The following is a 19,937-nucleotide window of genomic DNA, read 5'->3' as shown; positions in this document are numbered from 1 at the left end:
GGATGGTGTCAATCATGGCAATTAAACAACTTACAAGTACCGAAGACATGAATCAATTTGTACAACAATCAGGAAGACACTTGCTTTTGAAGCATAGTACAACTTGCCCAATTAGTGCCAAAGCACATGAAGAATTTCAAGCCTTTGTTGAGGAGACGAACACGTCTGCAGCGATTGTATTTGTAATTGAAAATAGACCTGTATCCAACCAAATTGCCGAAGATTTCGGAATTAAGCATGAATCACCACAAGTTTTCTTAATTGAAGATGGGAAAGTTCGTTGGAATACGTCTCACTGGAAGATAAAAAAAACATCGCTAAAGGAGGCTATGAGTGAATGAGTAAACAAGTGTTCGTCTATTCAACAGATGGGTGTGTGGAGTGCACCTATGTGAAACAAATGTTAAAAGACGAAGGAGTTTCATTTGAGGTAAGAGATGTTATGGCTAGTGAGGAATATCAAAAAGAGGTCGAAAAGTTTGGCTTCATGGGTGTGCCTGTTACAGTTGTAGGGAACCAAGCAGTGAAAGGGTTTACGCCCGAATTAAAAGAACTTATTAACAACGCCAAAAAGTAAAAAATGACTCTGCTGTCGATTAATAGCTTATTAAAAAAATGCGGGATTTACACCCGCATTTTTTTGCGTATTCTTTTGAACTGGTTAATAGTCAAGGAACAATGAAGGATTTGAATCGATATTTGAAAAGTGCTAATTGTAATCGACAACAAAGTGTAGTGAGTGGAAGGTTAAATGATTCTAGTTAGTCGATAAAAATTTGATTTAGTAGATAAATTTTGATATAAGCCGATAAATTCTACCGGCATTTTAACTTATTGCCGAATAGCCACTTTTTATTAGAAGTTTTGTCATGAGGGAGGAAAACGACCATAGTCGTATCTAATATGTACATCAAACCTATATTTTTTACAAAGAAAATAAAAAGAGGTGAGCATATGGAAAACGAACAAAAGAAGTATACAATTAAGGAGGTTTCTAAGAGTTTAAAAATTTCGGTAGGGAAACTTAGAGAGTGGGAAGATATGTTTCCGAATGCTCTCTATGTGCAAAGAACGAAAACAGGAGCAAGACTATACACCGATTATGACATAGAGACTTTAAAGAAAATAAAAATATTAAAAGCTAAAAATATAAACGAGCATGACCTCAACTTTATTCTTGATACGAACAATGAGGTTGATCAAGATGATCAAAGCGAAGCACCTCAAGAATATTATACGCTTGTATCCTTACAAAATGAAACGATCGAAACCATTCAAAAATTAACAGAATCAGTTGCTACAATAAAGGAAGAGTTCATTCAAGAAGTCAAAGAGGAAGTAAAAAGTGAAATGAATGAAGGACATAGCAAAACGAAATCTCTTATCCAATCATATTCCCATATGATTGTAGACACAGCAGAAACCTCGAAAGAAGAATTAATACAATTAAGACAAGACATTCATCGCGAAGAAGAAGAGAAACTTTTTATCCAACAAAAGCTTGAAGAAAGAGAAACGCAGTTTCAAGAATTTGTCCAATCGTATAGAGAGGCAGCTGCTGCAAAGCAAAAACAAAAGTTCCCTAATTGGTTATCTATTTTCAAAACGAAAAAAGAAAGTTCTATCGATTTATCTTAAATGGAATTAGTTCCTGCCCCAGTGCATTAACGGAGGCTACTGAAAAAGGTCGGTTTTCGAGGGCACTGAAAAAGGTTGCTTTTTAACTTTTTCAGTGGCCTCCGGTTTTCACCTTTTCAATAGCCTCTAAGTAACGTGCGGAGCCGTTGCATTGGTTTCACCGGTTACTGATGTAAAAAGCTGTCCGATGTCATGTTCCGTCAAATGAACACGTTTTGAAACATCCTTTAATGTAAACGTTGCATGAAATTCGTAATTATACGATTTAACAGTACTTTGGGCGATTTTAGTTAAAGCTTTATTATTATTGGCCAACCTTCTCAATTGAAAATAATTGAGGAGGTTTTTTATTGGGAAAAATAAAGAAACTGAAAGCGCTGGTAGGATTTCACTTTGCCTCATACCAGTTGTTAAGGCCAGGAGGGCTTCATCTGTATTTTGAAATACCTATCTGTTCCAGGCTTTCTAGTCAACAATTACTGCTCAAATGCTTTAAACGGTTACATGAAAATGTTAGTAAGTATATCTAACAAGTTAAGTTGTCTTTCTACTTTCATGTGTTAGTGTAAACTTATAAGAAGACGGAATAAATAGAAAAATTAGAATATTAAGAGAGGATCAATCAATATTTTTTGCATCGAATAATTGTATACAATTATACAATTATTCAAAAGAAAGTAAGAGCTGATTTTTTGGAGGTGGAAAATGACTAGAATGGAACTGAGGACACGTAGATTATCCAAAGATAACGCATATTTTGATCTTAAAGAAAAAATCATTTTTGGAGAATTAAAGCCTGATGAAGTTGTCCCTGAGGAAAAATTAGCGAATTTGCTTTCTATTAGTAGAACACCTTTAAGGGAGGCAATTCAACGATTAGAGAATGAAGAATTTTTAGTAAGACAGCCAAATGGCAGATTGAAAGTAGCTTCTGTAAGCAAGAAAGAGGTTGAAGAGATTTTTTTGATTCGCAGTATGCTTGAAGGGTTTATAGCAAGAAACGCAACTAAGAATGCAACGGAACGAGATATCCAAACATTAACGACAAGCCTTGAGAATATGAGAGAATCACACGAACTCGGCAACAATGAAAATATTGTTACATATGGAAATGACTTTCATGATTGTCTCTCAGAAATGAGTGGACTTCACACATTTCCAAAGATTCTAAATATGATTAAAGACCACGCTATTCGTTATTGTATTCTCGTTTCCATGTACGGGGATTGGAATGAAAAAGCGGATAAAGAGCACACTCGAATCTTAAATTGTATTATTGAAAAAGATGAAGAAGGTGCAGAGATGGCAATGAAGGATCACATTCTCAGTAGCTTAGAAACTGCCGTGAATAGAATACCAGAAATGCAAAAGGAGTGAATGATTTGAGGGAAAATTGGAGCATTGATACAAAGCTTATTCATGAAGTCTTACTTCAAAATAAAAAACGAGAGCAATTTCTCCAAGCATTGTTCCTGCTGTTGCCTTTGCATTCCCGGATGTTGAAACAGCCGCTGCAATAGTGTCCGGAGAAAGCGAGGGAATCTATTACGGTAGATATGGCAATTCAACGCTCAAGACACTTGAGGAAAAAATAGCCATGTTAGAAGGTGGTGAGGCTGCCTTAGGATTAGCGAGTGGAATGGCTGCTATATCCACTGCATTCCTTTACTTCTTACAGCAAGGTGACCATGTACTCGTAACGAAGGACGTTTATGGTGGAACATTTAGCTTTCTCACCTCTTTAATCCCAAGGTTTGGTATTGCATATGATTTTGCAGACTGTACGGATGAGGAAGCAATCATTAGAGGGATTAAGGAAAATACAAAAGCTATCTATATTGAAACACCATCTAATCCTAATTTAACAGTTCTTGATATTAAAAGAATAAGTGAAATATGCAAGCTCTATCAATTGCAATTGATTGTAGACAATACGTTCATGAGTCCCTACCTCCAAACACCGCTAGAGTACGGTGCTGATATAGTCGTACACAGTGCAACAAAATATATCAACGGTCATGGTGATGTTCTAGCAGGGTTTGTTGTTGGAGAAAAAGCAGTAATAGCTCATATGAGAAAGAAGTTTATGGGTGATTTAGGACAAAATTTAAATGCTTGGGAATCGTTTTTAATCTTAAGAGGGTTAAAAACAATGGGTCTTCGAATCCAGAGACATTGTTCAACTTCTGAGAAAATTGCTGAATACTTGCAAGGCCATTCTTCGATAGAAAAAGTTTATTATCCCGGTCTAACGTCACATCCTCAACATGAGCTGGCGAAATGTCAAATGAAAGCAATGGGTGGGATCATCTCCTTTGAAGTAAAGGGCGGATTAAAAGCTGCAGTAAATTTTATTAACTCGTTAAAACTTGCCTTGATCTCGTTTAGTTTAGGAGACCCTGAAACATTAGTACAGCATCCGGCTTCAATGACACACGTTTCCATTCCAGAAGAAGAGAGAAAGAAATTTGGTATAACGGACGGATTAATCCGCTTATCGGTAGGATTAGAAGATGCTCAAGACATCATTAATGACTTAGATCAAGCATTATTAGTGTTATATACAAAGATGAAATAAATAATTTTTTAGGAAATACAACGTTAATTGGATAGGAGGCTTTAAAATGAAAAAGGAAAAAATGAGGAGAGGACTGAATGCTTGATGGCAATGATTGAACTAAAGGATGTCTGCAAAACATACTTTCGGCAAGGTATAACGAATGAGGCATTAAAGGATATCCAATTAACCGTTGAAAAAGGAGATATTTATGGTGTTATTGGTTATAGTGGAGCAGGAAAAAGCACGTTAATCCGCCTCGTTAACTATCTTGAAAAACCTACATCAGGGCAGGTTTTTGTTGAAGGAAAAGCATTAGATTCCTTCACTGTTAGAGAATTGCGAACGGTAAAAAAGGGGATCGGGATGATCTTTCAACACTTTAACTTATTAAATTCAAAATCAGTTTATCACAATGTTGCACTTCCTCTTATTCTATCAAAAAAGAGCAAACGAGAAATAAACGCGAGAGTAACGGAATTACTAGAATTTGTCGGACTTAGTGACAAAGCCAGTAGTTTTCCTAATGAATTATCAGGTGGTCAAAAACAACGTGTTGGAATTGCACGAGCATTGGCTTCCAACCCATCTATCCTTCTATGCGATGAAGCAACCTCCGCCTTAGATCCTCAAACAACCCGGTCAATTTTACAATTATTAAAGAAAATTAATATTGAGTATAACATTACAATTATGATCATTACCCACGAAATGTCCGTTATCCAAGAAATCTGCAATAAAGTAGCCGTTATGGAAAAAGGTGAAATTATTGAACAAGGTACAGTCCTTGAAGTGTTTGGACATCCCCAACACCCAACAACAAAGACGTTTGTGGAAACCGTCATCCATAAAAGCATTCCACCGAGTGTAAAACGTTTGATAAAAATGGAAAATGGAAGCCGCATATACAGTCTAGAAATTATTGGCGATAGAGCTTCCGAACCGTTAGTAGACTCCTTAATTCGCAGTCATGATGTAAAAGTGAATATTTTATTTGCAAATATAAGTGAACTGCAAGATACGACCCTGGTTAATATGTATCTTCAACTACAAGGAGAACCCTCAGCAATTGATAAAGCGATAGTTTATCTTACAAATAACGGTGCTGTAATGAAGGAGGTAGTAGAAAAATGATATCCACAACGATTACATTGGATCAATTCTTGCGTGCTATTAATGAAACATTGTATATGGTCGGTTTCTCATTGCTTATTGGATCGTTAATTGGAATTCCGATTGGGATCCTACTTGTAGTCACTCGTCCAGGTGGAGTATTAAAAAATAAAATCGTCTACCAAGTGTTAAATCCAATTATAAATATTGTTCGCTCATTGCCCTTTATTATCTTGATGGTAGCGATTATTCCATTTACTCGTTTGATTGTGCAAACCTCCATTGGGACAAGCGCAGCCATCGTACCATTAATCATTTTTATTTCTCCGTTTATAGGACGCCTAGTGGAAAATTCCTTACTTGAAGTCAACCCGGGGATTGTAGAAGCAGCAGAAGCAATGGGGGCAACACCGTTTCAAGTCATTTGGTACTTTTTGCTGCCTGAAGCTTTCGGATCGTTAATTTTATCTCTAACAACTGCAACAATCGGTTTAATTGGGGCAACAGCAATGGCTGGAACAGTTGGTGGCGGAGGTATTGGTGATTTAGCGATCGTATTTGGATACCAGCGATTCGACACATTTGTTATGGTGACCACAGTCGTTGTGTTAATTATTTTTGTACAGAGCATTCAGTCTGCAGGAAATGTACTTGCCAGAAAAGTAAGGCGTCATTAAACAAAGATGAGAAAAAGAGACTTATCTCTTTTCATCATATAAATCAATAGCAAAAAGGAGGAATAATTGGATGAAGGAGTGGCAGAAACAAGAGAGATTTGAAGCATTGCTTTCTGGAGAATTGACTGATAGGCCAATTATTAGTGGATGGAGACATTTTCTAGACAAAGAACAAAACGCCGATGATTTAGCTGAAACGACAATTGCTTTTACAAAGCAATTTGAATGGGATTGGGTAAAAATCAACCCGCGTGCTACGTATCTTGCAGAAATTTGGGGAAACACATTTGATTTTCATGATTACAATTGGGTGTTTCCAAAACAAACGCTAGCCGCTATTAACAAGCCTGAGGATGTGTGGGATCTTCAAAGAATGAAACCAGCGAGCTCTCCTCCGCTGTTAGAGCAGTTGGATGCTGCTAAAAAAATAAGAGAAGGACTGCCTGACACACCATTAACTCAAACGATTTTCTCACCACTTACTGTCCTGTTATTTTTAGCTGGTCAAGCTGCCTATGCATCAAGTACTGTCTATGGCAGTGATGAACCTGTTATCCTTGAGTCGTTGTTTGTAAATCAACGAGCAGGTGTCCATCACGCATTACGTGTTATTTCTGAAACACTAGCAGACTATGTAAAGGAATTAGAAAGCATAGGGATTGACGGCGTTTTTTACGCTGTAACGGGTACAGCTCATCCTGAATTGTTTCATGAAGATGCATTTAATGAATTTTCGAGGCCATATGATTCGATCGTTCTTGATGCAGTAAGTAATGGAAAGACCATTCTTCATACTTGCGGTGCATATGCTCACCCTGAGCGATTTAATGACTATGATATTGATGGCATTAGTTGGGATACAAAAGCTACAGGGAATCCAGGATTGGATGCAGATCTTAAGGCTACTAAGATTGGTGGAGTTGCTCACGAATTGTTTATAAAAGACAGTAGTCTTATTTTAGAAGAATCAGAAAAAGCATTAAAAGAAATGGAAGGTAAACCCTTTTTGTTAGCTCCAAATTGTGCGATTCCACCTAGTGTTACAGACGAGGCATTATATCAATTCCAAAATTCAGTAATGAAAAAGGGGGCTTTCTAATGAAAAAAGTAATGTACCTACTTGTTGTAGTGGGTTTCTTGTTTGTCATAAGTGCTTGTGGGAGTGAATCAGCAACTGGTGAGGAAAAAAATGATATTATAGTAGGATTTGGTGTAGGAACATATGAAGAACAATTTCGGTTAGGAATCATGCCTATATTAAGAGATATGGGCTATAACGTAGAAATGAGAACATTTTCACAAAACATGCAACTTAACCCTGCTATGAAGGAAGGGTCCATTGATGCAAGTATTTTTCAAAGTACTGCTTACATGGAAGGAATTAATGATGAATTAAAGATGGAGATGGTAGGGATTGCTTATGTTCCAAGTGCACCTCAAGGGCTTTATTCTGTAAGACATGATTCACTTGATGCTGTCGGGGATGGGACAACGGTTGCCCTTCCCAATGATCCAGTTAACCAAGAACGTGCAGTAAGGATATTAGAAGAATTAGGATGGGTTACAGTGAAGCCAGATGCTGGGAAAACAGATTTTAATTTAAATAGCGTTGAGCTAGCTGCATATAATATTGATCTTAAAGTTTTAGACCCAGCTCAAATTTTAGTTTCACTTCAAGACGTTGATTTTGGAGTTGTTAATGGAAATTATATTGCCAATGCCGATAGACAAATTACAGAGGCACTAAAAATTGAAAATACACCATTAGAACATCGAATTATTGTCTCGGTAATAGATGCAGACAAAGATACAAATTGGGCAAAAGATTTGAAAGTAGCATATGAATCAAAGGAATTCCAAGAGTATATTGAATCTGAAAGCAAGTATGATGGTTTTATTATGCCAGACGCTTGGGAATAGTCTTTGCCAGTTAACCAGTCATTTAGTCGTGGAATACAAGTTTTTGTAATCTAATGTAATGGGGGAAGCGCATTCAAATTGGATGTGTTTTTTCTATTATTAAGAATAGAGAAATTTAGTTGCTGATTGAACGAAAAGCAATCGTCGTATGTATAAATTAAGGTTTTTTTAAACAAATTATAAAAAAGTAGGGAGGGAATATCATGGATCAAACACTTTATTTATTAAATAGTTTATGGGTTATGTTTGCAGCCATTTTAGTTATCTTGATGGTTGGTGGGTTTATTTTGCTTGAAGTCGGGTCGACTCGTATGAAAAATGCCGGACATATTGCCGGGAAAAAAATATTTACGTTTGGTATAGCTTCGATTATTTTTTGGGCAGTAGGATTTGGTTTTATTTTTGGAGAGGGAAATAACTTTTTTGTTGGTCTATCAGATTTTTTCTATTCTGGTTATGAAATAGAGGGGGTAGGGCTAGCAACCCCAGTGTTTTTTGTATTTCAGCTTGCATTTGCTGGAATTTCATTAACAATCGCATTTGGGGGATTCGCAGAGCGTGCTAAGCTAGCATCTTACTTGATTTTTTCAGTGTTGTTCACCGCTCTTGTATATCCGGTCATTGCCCATTGGATATGGGGTGGTGGATGGTTATCAGGACATGGAAAACAAGACTTTGCAGGCTCAACCGTTGTTCATTTAACTGGAGCGATGGCAGCATTTGCGGCTACTCTACTCTTAAAGCCACGAATGGGAAAATACAATGAAGATGGAACGATTAATCATATACACGGGCATAACCAAGTGTTTACTGCACTAGGCGTTTTGCTTTTATGGGTCGGCTGGTTTGGATTTAATGCAGGCAGCACATTAGAAGTAACAGATGGCTTTTTTGGGTATGTTGCTTTAAATACCAATTTAGCAGCTTCAGCTGGGGCTATTGCTGCACTTCTTATTTCATGGATGATTGTTGGGAAAGCAGATGTACCGACGATGTTAAATGGTGCATTGGCAGGATTAGTGGCAATTACAGCTTCTTGTGCATATGTAACTCCTGGAAGTGCTCTATTGATCGGATTAATTGCTGGTTTACTCGTTTTCTACAGTATTAAGTTTTTCGATAAAATAAAGGTCGATGATCCAATCTTTGCCTTATCTGTTCACGGTGTTGCTGGTGTGTGGGGAACATTGTCAACAGGCTTTTTTGCAACACCTCAATTAGCAGAATTAAATGGTGGATTACCGGGCTTCTTTTACGGAGGAGGACTGAAACAACTTGGAGTACAAGCACTTGGTGTTTTTGCTTCAGGAATTTATGCATTTATTGTTTCGTTCGTACTATTACTCATAATGCAAAAAGGTTTAAGTGGATTGCGTGTTACAGAGGAAGAAGAGATTATGGGATTGGACTTAAGTGAACACGGTACGTACGGATATCCAGAGTTATTACATTCAAAACAGAACGAAAACAACGAGTAACGAACGGCTTCACTTTGTCCGGGGGTGTAAGGTTGATGGACGAAACGAATGACAAGTATCAAAATTTAAGGCAATGGCGAGTGGATCATATTAGTAACTATATATCAAGTAATGATGAAGTAAATCAATTTCATCATTACTTGATGAATAGCGTTATAGACATTGCAATGAACGAATTAAAGAAAACGTTTGGAGACCCACCATCGGACTTTTCTTGGTTTGTAATGGGAAGTGGAGGGAGATTTGAACAAGCGATTGTCAGTGACCAAGATCACGGTTTAGTTTATGAACGAAAAGATGACCGGTCGGATAAGTACTTTAAAGCTTTAGGGAAAGAAATTACAAAAGGTCTGTACGTAACCGGTTATCCTTATTGTGATGGGAACGTTATGTGTTCGAATCCGTTATGGTGCAGGTCCATTGAAGAATGGCAAGCACAGGTTATTAATTGGATGGAAGAATCAAGTTGGGAGTCGATTCGTTACTTACTTATTTTTTATGATGCAAGAACAATAGTAGGAAATAGCGAAATAGTACAAAGTTTGAAACAATTGATTTATAACTATATTGAAGAATTTCCTTCTTTTTTAATCCGATTGCAAAACAATACGATGCGTATTCAAAAAGGGATTGGTTTTTTGGGGCAGTTTTTGACGGAAACACATGGAATTCATTCGGGTTCCATCCACATTAAGAATTACGGTTTTTTTCCATATGTAAATGCAGTACGCCTCTTGGCGATAAAAGAAAATATTAATGTGACCTCAACCTTATCTCGCTTCCAGCAACTATCCCACCTTTCGAGATATAAACAAGAAGTGTTCAAACACCAATTGAATTTTAAAAAGCTGTTGGACTTTCGCCTAATGAATGTTCAAAAAGAGGATAATTATGAAGATATTCATTATCTCAAAATAAGAGTGATGAATCGGAAACAAAAAATGGAATTAAAACAGATTTTAAAAGATGTGGTCGTGTTCCAACAGTACATTCAGAACATGATTTTAAAAGGGAATTAATATGAATTTCTCTCAAATTATTCAATTTATGAAACAGTTACAAGGGAAAGTTGGTTCAGCATCATTGGCTTCAATCGAAGCTCAAACAAATCCTCAGCATGCAGCATTATTAAAGCAGATGCAAAAAGAAATACAGGAAAAGCAGGTGCTAACGGTTCCTTTAAAGGAGTTGGATGTGGTTGTTGTTGATATTGAAACAACCGGCTTTTTCCCAGAGCAGGGTGATCAAATTCTGTCGATTGGTGCGGTGAAAGTAAGAGGAGAGGAGGTTTTAGAAAACCAAACCTTTTATTCGTTCGTACAATATGAGAAGGAAGTTCCCGCTGAAATTAAAAAATTAACAGGGATCACCGAAAAAGAAGTAAACGATGCTCCTCCTCTTTCAGAAGTTTTCCTTCAGTTTTATAAATATGTGGGACATCGTATTCTCGTAGCGCATCATGCCAATCACGAAAAAAAATTTTTTGAATCTGCCTCTTGGAAGGTATTCCATTCAAAATTCAAACATCGAATTGTTGATACGTCTTTTTTAATTCGGGTTGCTGAACCTAATAATAATCTTGCACGATTGGAAGACTATTGTGAAACATGCGGCATTGAGGTTCAAAATAGGCATCATGCATTAGGGGATGCAAAGATGACAGCACAGTTATGGAGTATATACATAAAAAAAGTTCAGATGTTAGGATGCCAAAATTTACGGGATATCTATCGGTATCTGGCAAAGTTGTGAAATTCGCTGCCGGAATTAGTTCCTGATCCCCAGTGCGTTAACGCACTGGGGATCAGGAACTTTCACCATCGCTTTTCTGTTTTGCTTTGGTTTGCGGCATAGTGGAGTTGTGAATTTTTTACAATTTCTATAAGCTGACTTAATATTAGATTTACCTTTTTCATTTATAATGAAGGTATATCTAAACGAAGAAGAGAGTGATGGAAATGAAAGAGAATCTTGTTGCCCTTATTGATTTAGGGTCTAATTCGATCCGTTTAGTAATATACAAACTTGACGATACAGGTAATTATAAAGAGGTTGAAAAGGTTAAAGTTTCAGCACGACTGATTAACTATATAAATATCCAAAGGAAAGTAACGAAAGAAGGTATAAACCTAATTATAGGTACATTATTAGAATTTCAAAAAATTACCTGTTCCTATGGGATTAGTCGTATAATCGGGTTTGCAACGGCAGTCATTAGACTGTCTAACAATCAAAAAGAGATATTAACAGAAATTGAAAACCAAACAGGTTTTTCATTTAGAGTGTTAAGCGAGTATGAAGAAGCGCATTACGGATACCTTGGAGTCGTCCATTCCATGAATATTAAGGAAGGAATAACGATAGATACTGGTGGCGGGAGTACAGAAATCACAATGTTTCAAGAGCAGAATATGGTTCACTACCATAGTTTCCCTTTTGGTGCTATTACTCTAAATAATGAATTTACAAAGTGGGAGCAAGCAAGCGACAAACAATGGGATCGCCTAAAGTCTTATTTATTAACACAATATCAAAGTCTATCATGGTTAGAGGGTGCCAATTGTCCCGTTATTGGAATCGGAGGTAGTGCAAGGAGTTTGGCTCGAATGTTCCAAACTAAATCTAAGTCAACATTAAGGTACGATGAAATAGAGAGGAGATTTGCAGAGCTATCATCATTACCAATGAACAAACGCACAAAAATAAATGGACTTTCTAAAAAAAGGAAAGACATTATTATTCCTGGATTACAAACGATTTTAACTTTAATGGAAGTTGCTCAAGCACCCCATTTTATTTACAGTGAGACAACTATAAGAGATGGCGTTATCTATGAGGAATTTATCAATAAGAAGCTATATAATTAGTAGTTTTGTTATTTATCATGAACCCCGACGAGTTTTTCCATTGATAATATAATCTATCATTTCTGCTTCTGTAATATAAACAGTGCAATAGTAATTAAATAAAAAACCCCTCCATAAAAATAACCACCTATTAAGTCTATACAAAAATATTACAATAACGTCAGATTTTTGTAAATATTTAGTTTATTTTGTAATTTAGTTGAACTGTTGTTTTGTCAAATGGCATATCGTAATAAAATTATCAAAGAGGAAAATACTATACCGATCATTACATTTAAGAATAAATTAACAGAGTTTAGAAACGCCTATATTCTCAAATCCCTCCGTGATGTATCTCACATCGGAACATTTTACACAAGCTTATAATGGAGATGAATTGATTGGAGGGAATTGTATGTTTAATCGTGACTTTAATGAAAATCCATTTATCGTTATTTGGGAACTAACAAGAGCATGCGAATTAAAATGTCTGCACTGTCGGGCGGAGGCTCAGTACTACCGTCACCCTCTTGAACTCACATTTGAAGAAGGAAAAAAACTCATTAATGATATATATGAAATGGATAACCCAATGCTTGTGTTTACAGGTGGGGATCCACTAATGCGCCCTGATGTATATGATATTGCAGAATATGCGATCAAAAAAGGGATCCGAGTATCGATGACACCAAGCGCTACCCCGAATGTTACGAAAGAAGCGATTCAAAAAGCAAAGGACGTAGGACTTGCTAGATGGGCGTTTAGTTTGGACGGACCAACAGCTGCCATACACGACCATTTCAGAGGTACGGATGGTTCGTTTGAGTTAACAATGAACGCGATTTGTCATCTGCATAAGTTGGAAATCCCGATCCAAATTAATACCGTGATTTCGAGGTATAATGTTGATGTGCTTGAAGAAATGGCTAAATTAGTAGAAGAGTTAAATTGCGTACTTTGGAGCGTGTTTTTCCTCGTACCAATAGGACGGGGGAAGGAAACCGATATGATTTCACCAGTAGAGCATGAACAGGTGTTTCGCTGGCTTCATCAGTTAAGTAAAAAGGTTTCTTTTGATATTAAAACAACCGCTGCACAGCATTATCGACGTGTCGTGATTCAACAAAAGATGAGAGAAAATGCCAACCCTGCTCAAGCTATTCACTATCAGGATGCATTGATGAACGGAATGACTGGTCCGTTTGATGGACTAGGACGGGCACCAAAAGGAGTCAATGATGCTAACGGCTTTGTCTTTATTTCGCACACGGGGGACGTATTTCCAAGCGGATTGCTGCCTGTTAAAGCAGGAAATGTTCGCACAACGCCATTAGCGGAAATCTATCGCGATTCACCTATTTTCAAAGATTTACGTAATCCTGATAAGTATAAAGGTAAGTGTGGTGTTTGTGAGTTTCGATATGTATGTGGGGGATCTCGTTCTAGAGCCTACGCGATGACGGGAGATTATATGGAAAGTGAACCATTTTGTGTATACATTCCAAAGTCAATGAGAAAACAGGAAAAAGCAAAATAGAACATAACAATAGCACCGTTACCGTCTTTGCGAGAACCGTGGAGATCGGAAAAACAGAGGAAAGACCGGAAAGCATAGGGCAACCGTGAAGTTGTCCTATTTATTTTAATGCGTATTTGGCAAACAACGCAGTTGAAGAACTCGATAATAAGTAGTGAAAAGCGCATTGGAAAAATCCAATGCGCTTCATACTGTTAAAATATCTGTATTGTTCTCTAGATTACTGGTAAATGAAGTTTTCTCGACTGAATCTGTTAAAAGATTCCTAATCCTTAGGCTTGTGCGACTGCACGCGGGAACAACACATTATTTTCTAAATGAATATGTTGGAACAGATCAGATTCGAGGTCTTCAAGACGCTGATAGACTAGACGATATGTACCGCAAGCTCCTTCTGGAGGGGTAAAATCGTTTGTAACATCACGAAGTTCTTTTAAAATATTGCCGGCATGGCTATGTTCATTTTCTAACTCATCCACGACTTTTTGCAATTTTTTATAGTTTTCCTCCGTCCGGTTTTGCTCAACTTCTAAAATAAGAGGGAAATCTACTGTTTCCTCTTTAATTAAATGCTGCTCTAACTCAACACGTAATTCATGGAACAATCGATGGATTTGAGCTAAATGAGGTTGTCCAGCTCCATGGACGCGTAATACTTTTGTAACGTATGGACTTAATAATGGCAACTCTTCATTAATATAGCGATGATGCTTATTGATAATGTAATCAATTAGTTCACTATACGATGCTCTTTCCCACTCGATTCTTGAGTCATTTAATGCCGTTATTTCTTGATAGAGTGTATTCAGGTTTGTTAAAACTTCCTCTGCGGATAAACTTCTCTCATTAATTGCTTCAATAAGCGGACGATTTCCCCCGCAGCAAAAATCGATACGATATGATTTAAAAAGGTCACTCGCTTTTGGAAATTTCGTTACGATTTCACCTATAACAGAAGTTTCAGTAAATGTTTGTTCCATAATAATGCCTCCAGTGATTCAAATTTTGGATCTAGATAAAGGATATCAACGATTCATTGTTTACGTAGTGATATACATCACGTCTCACCTGTTAAGTTTATCCTGACAAAAAAACGCATGATATAAAATACATGCGTTTTTCCAAATTCCAACTATGATATTAATCACAGTTATCGTGTTACTGACTTAGTACAATTGAAGTTAAGATTATAGCTACTTGAAGCAAATAAGGAGTTTTAGATATGAAATTAGAGGTCATTAAAAGTCATTTACAGGGAGTGTCTCTTTTCAAGGAGCTTTCAGAAGAAGAGATTCAGCCGATCGTCGATATTTCGCTATTACGGACGTATCCGGCGAGGTCATTTGTCTTCATGCAAGGTGATCCACTTGATCGAGTGTTTTTTATCCATTCTGGTAAGGTGAAAATCAATAAAACTGATCTGTCAGGGAAAGAACAAATTGTATCCATTCTTCAAGATGGAGATATGTTTCCTCACGCTGGTTTTTTCCGGAAAGGGAACTTCCCAGCACATGCTGAGATCCTTGAGACAGCCGAGTTAATTGTCATTCCAGTTGGGGAGTTTGAGAAGATCCTTCTTAAATATCCTGAACTCTGCATTAAAATGTTCAAAGTTTTAGGAGAAAAAATCGTAGATCTTCAGAATCGATTAGAAGAGAAAATTCTTCGTGACACGTATGAACAAATTGTGATGTTACTTCTTCGTTTATGTAAATCAAACGGTGTGAGGATTAATGATCAATACAAACTTACAGCCCATTTTACGAATCGGCAACTAGCCAATATGATAGGTACATCGAGAGAGACAATGAACCGAACGATTAACCGTTTGCGGAACAAAGAGCTGATTGATACGGATGAAGAGGGTTATTTTCTTATCAGTTCAGAGAAATTGGAAGATGAAATTATTTAAAAAACTAGCCTTCAATCACTTTGCACCGTGTGATTTAACTCACAAACTAATACAAGTCTTTTTGTTACATTGTTACTGGTTATTATGTGGAACATAGAAAAAGGATAAATGAATGAGTTATTCGCGTTGTTTATCGAAGTAAAGATCGCAGAATGTCGAGCTCCTAATATGTTAAAACAGTATCGAGAGAATTTCAGCTTCTTTACGAAGTATCTCAATTAGGTTGAGGTGCAGGAAAAGGATTGGTGAAGGGAACATAAACTTACAAAAAAGATTGTTTTTCAAATTAATTGAAGGCAATCTTTTATGCAGTTTAATTTTTTCGTGGAAAGGATACGATGTACGAAAGTTGAGTTACTAATTTAAATTGTATTGAAGGTTCGTCAACCCCTCTTTCTTCCCACCCTTTTGTACTTGCTGCTAACCCTGTTGTATAGCCATCTAGTAAAATGATCGTATCACCAGTAACGAAACATTTATAAAGGTCTTCAAATTTATTAATATCTTTTACTTCAGAAACCATGATTGATGTATCTTTTATGAATTGAATAGTATCATTTTGCAAAGAAAAATTATTTGAGAATCCATTTGATAACCCTTTTATTATATCGTCCTGAATGAATTCTTGATTGGCTAACCCATCCATGTAAATAATCGCTAGTTTAATCATTTTCTCGATTAGAAGTTTTCTGATAACTAAATCAGAACTATTTCCTAACGTTTTAATGATATCTCTAAACTTTTTGATAGGCTTGCTTTTATGTATTCATTTTCTATTGAATTTTCCTTTGTCTGAATCATAATAATGCAATCCCCATTTCAAGCCAGTAGGTTATACTATTTTTTAATGTATGTAGTTATAGTTATTATTTCAAAACATATATTATCTATTCAAAAAAATTAAGGTTAAAATGTTTAGGTGTCTTAAAGAAAAATTAAATCTCCCAAAGGATGCGATAAATGCGGAAGTTTCTTGTTTTTTTACTCATATGACCCTTTAACTTACTTAAAGGGTGTTGCAATGGCTCCGCTTATTGCTTAGAGGTTGTTCAAAAAAGTGAAAATCAACCTTTTTGAACAACCACTATAAGGTCTAATGAGATTCTCTTTCATTTGAGATTAAAGAGCCTTTTTATTATTATTAGAACAGTATAGTTGTTCCTAATTTATTAAAGAGGAATAAGAAAGAGAGGAAGCTATTGCTAAAAAGAAAGTTTAAAATGCGTACCATTATTATTTTTCTCGTTTGTATGATTGTCCTTCTTTCCTTACTAATGACAGATATTTTAGTTAGCCGATCAATAAATGATAATAGTATTCGTAACGAGGAAGAGAAGGCACTGATGATTGCTAGGATTGTTTCGCAATCAGAGATTGTACAAAATGGTTTAAAAGAGGAAAAGGCAGAGGAAATTCAGCAGTATGCCAACAAAGTTCGTCAATCGGCCGATGTTCTTTTTGTTGTTGTGATGGATATGACAGGGATTCGTTATTCTCATCCGAATAGTGAGTTAGTAGGAAAGTCATTTGAAGGTGGAGATGAAACACTCGTATTTGAAAGGAAAGAATATAGTTCAATTTCAGAAGGAACATTAAAGACCTCGCTTCGGTCGTTTACCCCAGTTATCAACGAAAGGAATGAACAAGTCGGTGCAGTTGCCGTTGGGATCTCTTTAGAAAATATTCAGCAGACGATCGATCAAAATCATAAAAATATTGTTTTAGGCTCTCTTTTCGGATTATTAGTAGGCTTGATTGGCGCGCTGCTGATTGCAAATTACATCAAGAAAACATTATATGGGCTGGAGCCCCCTACCATTGCGAAAATTTTTGAAGAACGAAATGCGATGCTTCAATCTGTCCATGAAGGGATTATTGCTGTTGATAAAAATGGACGGATTACACTTGTAAATAAATCAGCGCAGAAGCTATTTAAAAAAGCTGGTTTGCCAAAAGAACCAGTTGGAATGGATGTATCGACGTATCTACCTACGACCGGTCTAGATCGCGTCTTAAAAACAGGAGAGTCGGAGCTTGGTGCAGAACTAACGATAAATGGAATCTCATTATTAGTCAATCGTGTACCGCTCATTGTCGATAACCAAATCATCGGTGCGATTTCAACGATTAGAGATAAGACAGAAGTGAAAGAGCTTGCAAAGCAGTTAACTGGAGTAAAACTATATGTTGACGCTCTCCGTGCACAGTCTCATGAAGTCAAGAATAACCTCCACGTGATCCTAGGGATGGTTCGGATCGGTGCATATGAACAATTAAAAACGTTTATTCTTCAATTAGTGAATCACAAGAATCATGAAATTGGACAAGTAATAGACATTAAAGATGCAGTGCTATCAGGGTTCTTATTAGGGAAATTAAGTTATGCTAGAGAGTGTGGGGTAGATTTAACGATCAAAAGTGAAAATGTCATTCCGAAAACGAGATCATCGGATGTGATTCATGAGATCATTACGATCCTAGGAAATTTAATAAACAACGCGATCGAGGCAGTTGAAGATCGTAAATTTAAAAAAGTCGATTTACAGTTTTCTCATTATAACAATTTATTAAAAATGGTAGTTAAAGATACAGGGTCAGGTATTAAAACAGAAGATGTAGCGGATATATTTGAAAAAGGTTTCTCAACAAAGGGAGAAGACCGAGGCTATGGTTTAGCTCTAGTGAAAACAAGCATCGATCATCTCGGTGGTAACCTGATGATCGATACGTTTGCTGGATTCGGAACGACAATTACAGTTGAAATTCCATATGAAGCAGAGGTGGATCCTATTGATTAAGGTATTAATTTTAGATGATGACCCAATGGTAGCAGAATTCAATAAACGATATTTAAAAGAAGTGGAAGGGTTTGAATTAGCAGGGATCACGAAATCTTTTGAGGAAGCAATGAAAGCAATTGAAGAAGAGGACATTGATTTAATTTTGTTAGATATTTTTATGGCAGGAAAAAATGGTCTTGAGTTATTACAACATATCAGAGCGAAAAATAAATGGAAGATAGATGTGATTCTCGTTACAGCAGCTGATGATGTCGCTTCGATCCAAACGGCATTGAGATACGGGGCATCTGATTATATTATTAAACCATTTGAATTTGAACGATTTAATCAAGCTTTAACGACCTATAGAGAAAAGCACATTTTGCTTAAAAAACAAAACTCCTTTAAACAAGACGAACTAGATCGTAAAATTTTTCATCAAAATGAAAAAAAACTAACGTCATTACCGAAGGGGTTAACGACAAATACATTACAAATTATTGTCAACGCGATTCTAGAGAAGGAAGAGGAGCCTTTTTCAACCGATGAAATCGCCGAACGAGTACAGATATCACGAGTATCTGTTAGAAAATATATTAAATATTTAAAGGAAATCGGAGTTCTTGGTGAGAGAATGACTTATGGGGCAATAGGAAGACCTGTTTATTTATATGTAAACAAAGACTTAACTAACTCAACATTTCAGCACTTTTTTTAGCGGCCTTAGGTCGCTTTTTTTAATTACAATAGGTTTATTAAGTTACATAAACTATCGCAAATTATTCAAATTTATTAAACTATGGATAGATAGTTGAAAGCGATTACAACAGAGAGGGGTATGAAATGAGTCATAATTATTTAAAAGAAGAAGCGATTCGCTTACATCGTCAGCATATAGGAAAAATAGAGGTAGTTAGTAAAATAGAGATAAATAGTGAAGCAGATTTAAGCCTTGTGTACACGCCAGGAGTAGGGGATGTATGTAAGGAGATTGTGAAAAATCCACATTAAATCAATCATCTTACATCAAGAGGGAATATGGTGGCGGTTGTGACGGATGGAACAGCGGTTTTTGGCTGATGCATGTGCAACAGATATAACGGTTGAGATGAAGATTGCAGCCTCTTATGCGATTGTAAATATGATACCAGATAACAAGTTAAGTCCAACGTATGTGATTCCTAACGCACTTGATAAGGAAGTTCCAAAAGTAGTTGCGGAAGCGGTTACGAATACAGCGGTGGAAAGCAAGAAGGCTTTTTTAATAACGAGTTAATGCTTATAAATAGACAAATATGAAGGAGAGTGAGAAAAATGGAACAAACAGCAAAAAAGTTCGAAGATACAGAGATTATAAAAAATAAGGAAAAGCTGTATGAGTTAAGTCCAAAAAGTAAAGTGGAAATCTTAGGATTGCCCATCGTTTGGTTTGCTATATTTTTAACGATAACGATTGTAACCGTTTATACGGGCAATTTA

Annotated in this window: 21 protein-coding genes and 1 pseudogene; 19 read left to right on the top strand and 3 right to left on the bottom strand. The window is 36.4% G+C overall.

Translation table 11 applies throughout. The features are described from left to right. The first annotated feature begins 14 nt into the window (after window positions 1–14). From ytxJ to SAZ04_RS19555, 3 genes are all read left to right on the top strand, one after another. Window positions 15–341: a bacillithiol system redox-active protein YtxJ gene (ytxJ, locus tag SAZ04_RS19565; RefSeq protein WP_332698525.1), complete on the top strand. Its 327-nt coding sequence runs from the start codon at window positions 15–17 to the stop codon at window positions 339–341. Continuing rightward, on the top strand, window positions 338–577 hold the full coding sequence (locus SAZ04_RS19560) for a glutaredoxin family protein (protein WP_332698522.1): 240 nt from the start codon (window positions 338–340) through the stop codon (window positions 575–577). The genes ytxJ and SAZ04_RS19560 overlap by 4 nt, the downstream gene beginning before the upstream one ends. A 377-nt stretch (window positions 578–954) precedes the next feature. Further along, window positions 955–1,638, top strand: coding sequence for a MerR family transcriptional regulator (locus tag SAZ04_RS19555; RefSeq protein WP_332698519.1), 684 nt, complete (start codon window positions 955–957; stop codon window positions 1,636–1,638). 126 nt (window positions 1,639–1,764) lie between these two features. Here SAZ04_RS19555 and SAZ04_RS19550 read toward each other — a convergent pair whose 3' ends face one another. Continuing rightward, window positions 1,765–1,953: a hypothetical protein gene (locus SAZ04_RS19550; protein ID WP_332698516.1), complete on the bottom strand. Its 189-nt coding sequence runs from the start codon at window positions 1,951–1,953 to the stop codon at window positions 1,765–1,767. Between the two features lie 390 nt (window positions 1,954–2,343). On the opposite strand from SAZ04_RS19550, the gene SAZ04_RS19545 reads away from it, so the two are divergent. The 11 genes and pseudogenes from SAZ04_RS19545 to SAZ04_RS19490 all read left to right on the top strand — a co-directional run bounded on the left by SAZ04_RS19545 (window position 2,344) and on the right by SAZ04_RS19490 (window position 13,766). Beyond that, window positions 2,344–3,015, top strand: a complete 672-nt coding sequence (locus SAZ04_RS19545) for a GntR family transcriptional regulator (RefSeq protein WP_332698513.1) — start codon at window positions 2,344–2,346, stop codon at window positions 3,013–3,015. 5 nt (window positions 3,016–3,020) lie between these two features. Then, window positions 3,021–4,216 (top strand): annotated as a pseudogene (locus tag SAZ04_RS19535) (trans-sulfuration enzyme family protein). A gap of 90 nt (window positions 4,217–4,306) precedes the next feature. Continuing rightward, a complete protein-coding gene (locus SAZ04_RS19530) occupies window positions 4,307–5,329 on the top strand; it encodes a methionine ABC transporter ATP-binding protein (protein ID WP_332698533.1) in 1,023 nt (340 codons plus the stop codon). Continuing rightward, entirely contained in the window at window positions 5,326–5,985 is a 660-nt protein-coding gene (locus SAZ04_RS19525) for a methionine ABC transporter permease (RefSeq protein ID WP_332698507.1), read from the top strand. Before SAZ04_RS19530 ends, SAZ04_RS19525 begins: the two co-directional genes overlap by 4 nt. A gap of 70 nt (window positions 5,986–6,055) precedes the next feature. Beyond that, a complete protein-coding gene (locus SAZ04_RS19520; RefSeq protein WP_332698504.1) occupies window positions 6,056–7,084 on the top strand; it encodes a uroporphyrinogen decarboxylase family protein in 1,029 nt (342 codons plus the stop codon). After that, entirely contained in the window at window positions 7,084–7,905 is an 822-nt protein-coding gene (locus SAZ04_RS19515; protein WP_332698501.1) for a MetQ/NlpA family ABC transporter substrate-binding protein, read from the top strand. Before SAZ04_RS19520 ends, SAZ04_RS19515 begins: the two co-directional genes overlap by 1 nt. Window positions 7,906–8,108: 203 nt before the next feature. Continuing rightward, window positions 8,109–9,383, top strand: a complete 1,275-nt coding sequence (locus SAZ04_RS19510) for an ammonium transporter (protein ID WP_332698498.1) — start codon at window positions 8,109–8,111, stop codon at window positions 9,381–9,383. A 35-nt stretch (window positions 9,384–9,418) separates the two neighbouring features. After that, window positions 9,419–10,402: a DUF294 nucleotidyltransferase-like domain-containing protein gene (locus SAZ04_RS19505; RefSeq protein ID WP_332698496.1), complete on the top strand. Its 984-nt coding sequence runs from the start codon at window positions 9,419–9,421 to the stop codon at window positions 10,400–10,402. Between the two features lies 1 nt (window position 10,403). After that, a complete protein-coding gene (locus tag SAZ04_RS19500; RefSeq protein WP_332698492.1) occupies window positions 10,404–11,135 on the top strand; it encodes an exonuclease domain-containing protein in 732 nt (243 codons plus the stop codon). Between the two features lie 206 nt (window positions 11,136–11,341). Continuing rightward, entirely contained in the window at window positions 11,342–12,250 is a 909-nt protein-coding gene (locus SAZ04_RS19495) for a Ppx/GppA phosphatase family protein (RefSeq protein WP_332698489.1), read from the top strand. A 394-nt stretch (window positions 12,251–12,644) separates the two neighbouring features. After that, window positions 12,645–13,766, top strand: a complete 1,122-nt coding sequence (locus SAZ04_RS19490) for a TIGR04053 family radical SAM/SPASM domain-containing protein (protein WP_332698486.1) — start codon at window positions 12,645–12,647, stop codon at window positions 13,764–13,766. A 272-nt stretch (window positions 13,767–14,038) separates the two neighbouring features. Here SAZ04_RS19490 and ric read toward each other — a convergent pair whose 3' ends face one another. Continuing rightward, entirely contained in the window at window positions 14,039–14,746 is a 708-nt protein-coding gene (ric, locus tag SAZ04_RS19485; protein WP_332698483.1) for an iron-sulfur cluster repair di-iron protein, read from the bottom strand. A 242-nt stretch (window positions 14,747–14,988) separates the two neighbouring features. Between ric and SAZ04_RS19480 the strand changes: the two genes are divergently transcribed. Beyond that, window positions 14,989–15,678, top strand: coding sequence for a Crp/Fnr family transcriptional regulator (locus SAZ04_RS19480; RefSeq protein WP_332698480.1), 690 nt, complete (start codon window positions 14,989–14,991; stop codon window positions 15,676–15,678). 313 nt (window positions 15,679–15,991) lie between these two features. On the opposite strand, the gene SAZ04_RS19475 is transcribed toward SAZ04_RS19480, so the two are convergent. Further along, on the bottom strand, window positions 15,992–16,405 hold the full coding sequence (locus SAZ04_RS19475) for a spore germination protein (RefSeq protein ID WP_332698530.1): 414 nt from the start codon (window positions 16,403–16,405) through the stop codon (window positions 15,992–15,994). 472 nt (window positions 16,406–16,877) lie between these two features. Between SAZ04_RS19475 and dcuS the strand changes: the two genes are divergently transcribed. The 4 genes from dcuS to SAZ04_RS19455 all read left to right on the top strand — a co-directional run bounded on the left by dcuS (window position 16,878) and on the right by SAZ04_RS19455 (window position 19,734). Then, complete coding sequence (gene dcuS, locus SAZ04_RS19470; RefSeq protein WP_332698477.1) at window positions 16,878–18,476, top strand: DcuS/MalK family sensor histidine kinase; 1,599 nt, start codon at window positions 16,878–16,880, stop codon at window positions 18,474–18,476. Continuing rightward, complete coding sequence (locus SAZ04_RS19465) at window positions 18,469–19,176, top strand: response regulator (protein ID WP_332698474.1); 708 nt, start codon at window positions 18,469–18,471, stop codon at window positions 19,174–19,176. The genes dcuS and SAZ04_RS19465 overlap by 8 nt, the downstream gene beginning before the upstream one ends. Before the next feature lie 125 nt (window positions 19,177–19,301). Next, the gene (locus SAZ04_RS19460; protein ID WP_332698471.1) at window positions 19,302–19,469 is read left to right on the top strand and encodes a hypothetical protein; all 168 of its coding nucleotides are present in this window, start codon (window positions 19,302–19,304) and stop codon (window positions 19,467–19,469) included. A 46-nt stretch (window positions 19,470–19,515) separates the two neighbouring features. Beyond that, a complete protein-coding gene (locus tag SAZ04_RS19455) occupies window positions 19,516–19,734 on the top strand; it encodes a hypothetical protein (protein WP_332698468.1) in 219 nt (72 codons plus the stop codon). The last annotated feature ends 203 nt before the right edge of the window (window positions 19,735–19,937 follow it).

Source organism: Halalkalibacter lacteus, assembly GCF_036663595.1.
GTDB classification, from domain to species: domain Bacteria; phylum Bacillota; class Bacilli; order Bacillales; family Bacillaceae_D; genus Halalkalibacter; species Halalkalibacter lacteus.
Note: the sequence above shows the minus strand (reverse complement) of the source record. Positions and strands in the feature narration are given on the sequence as shown.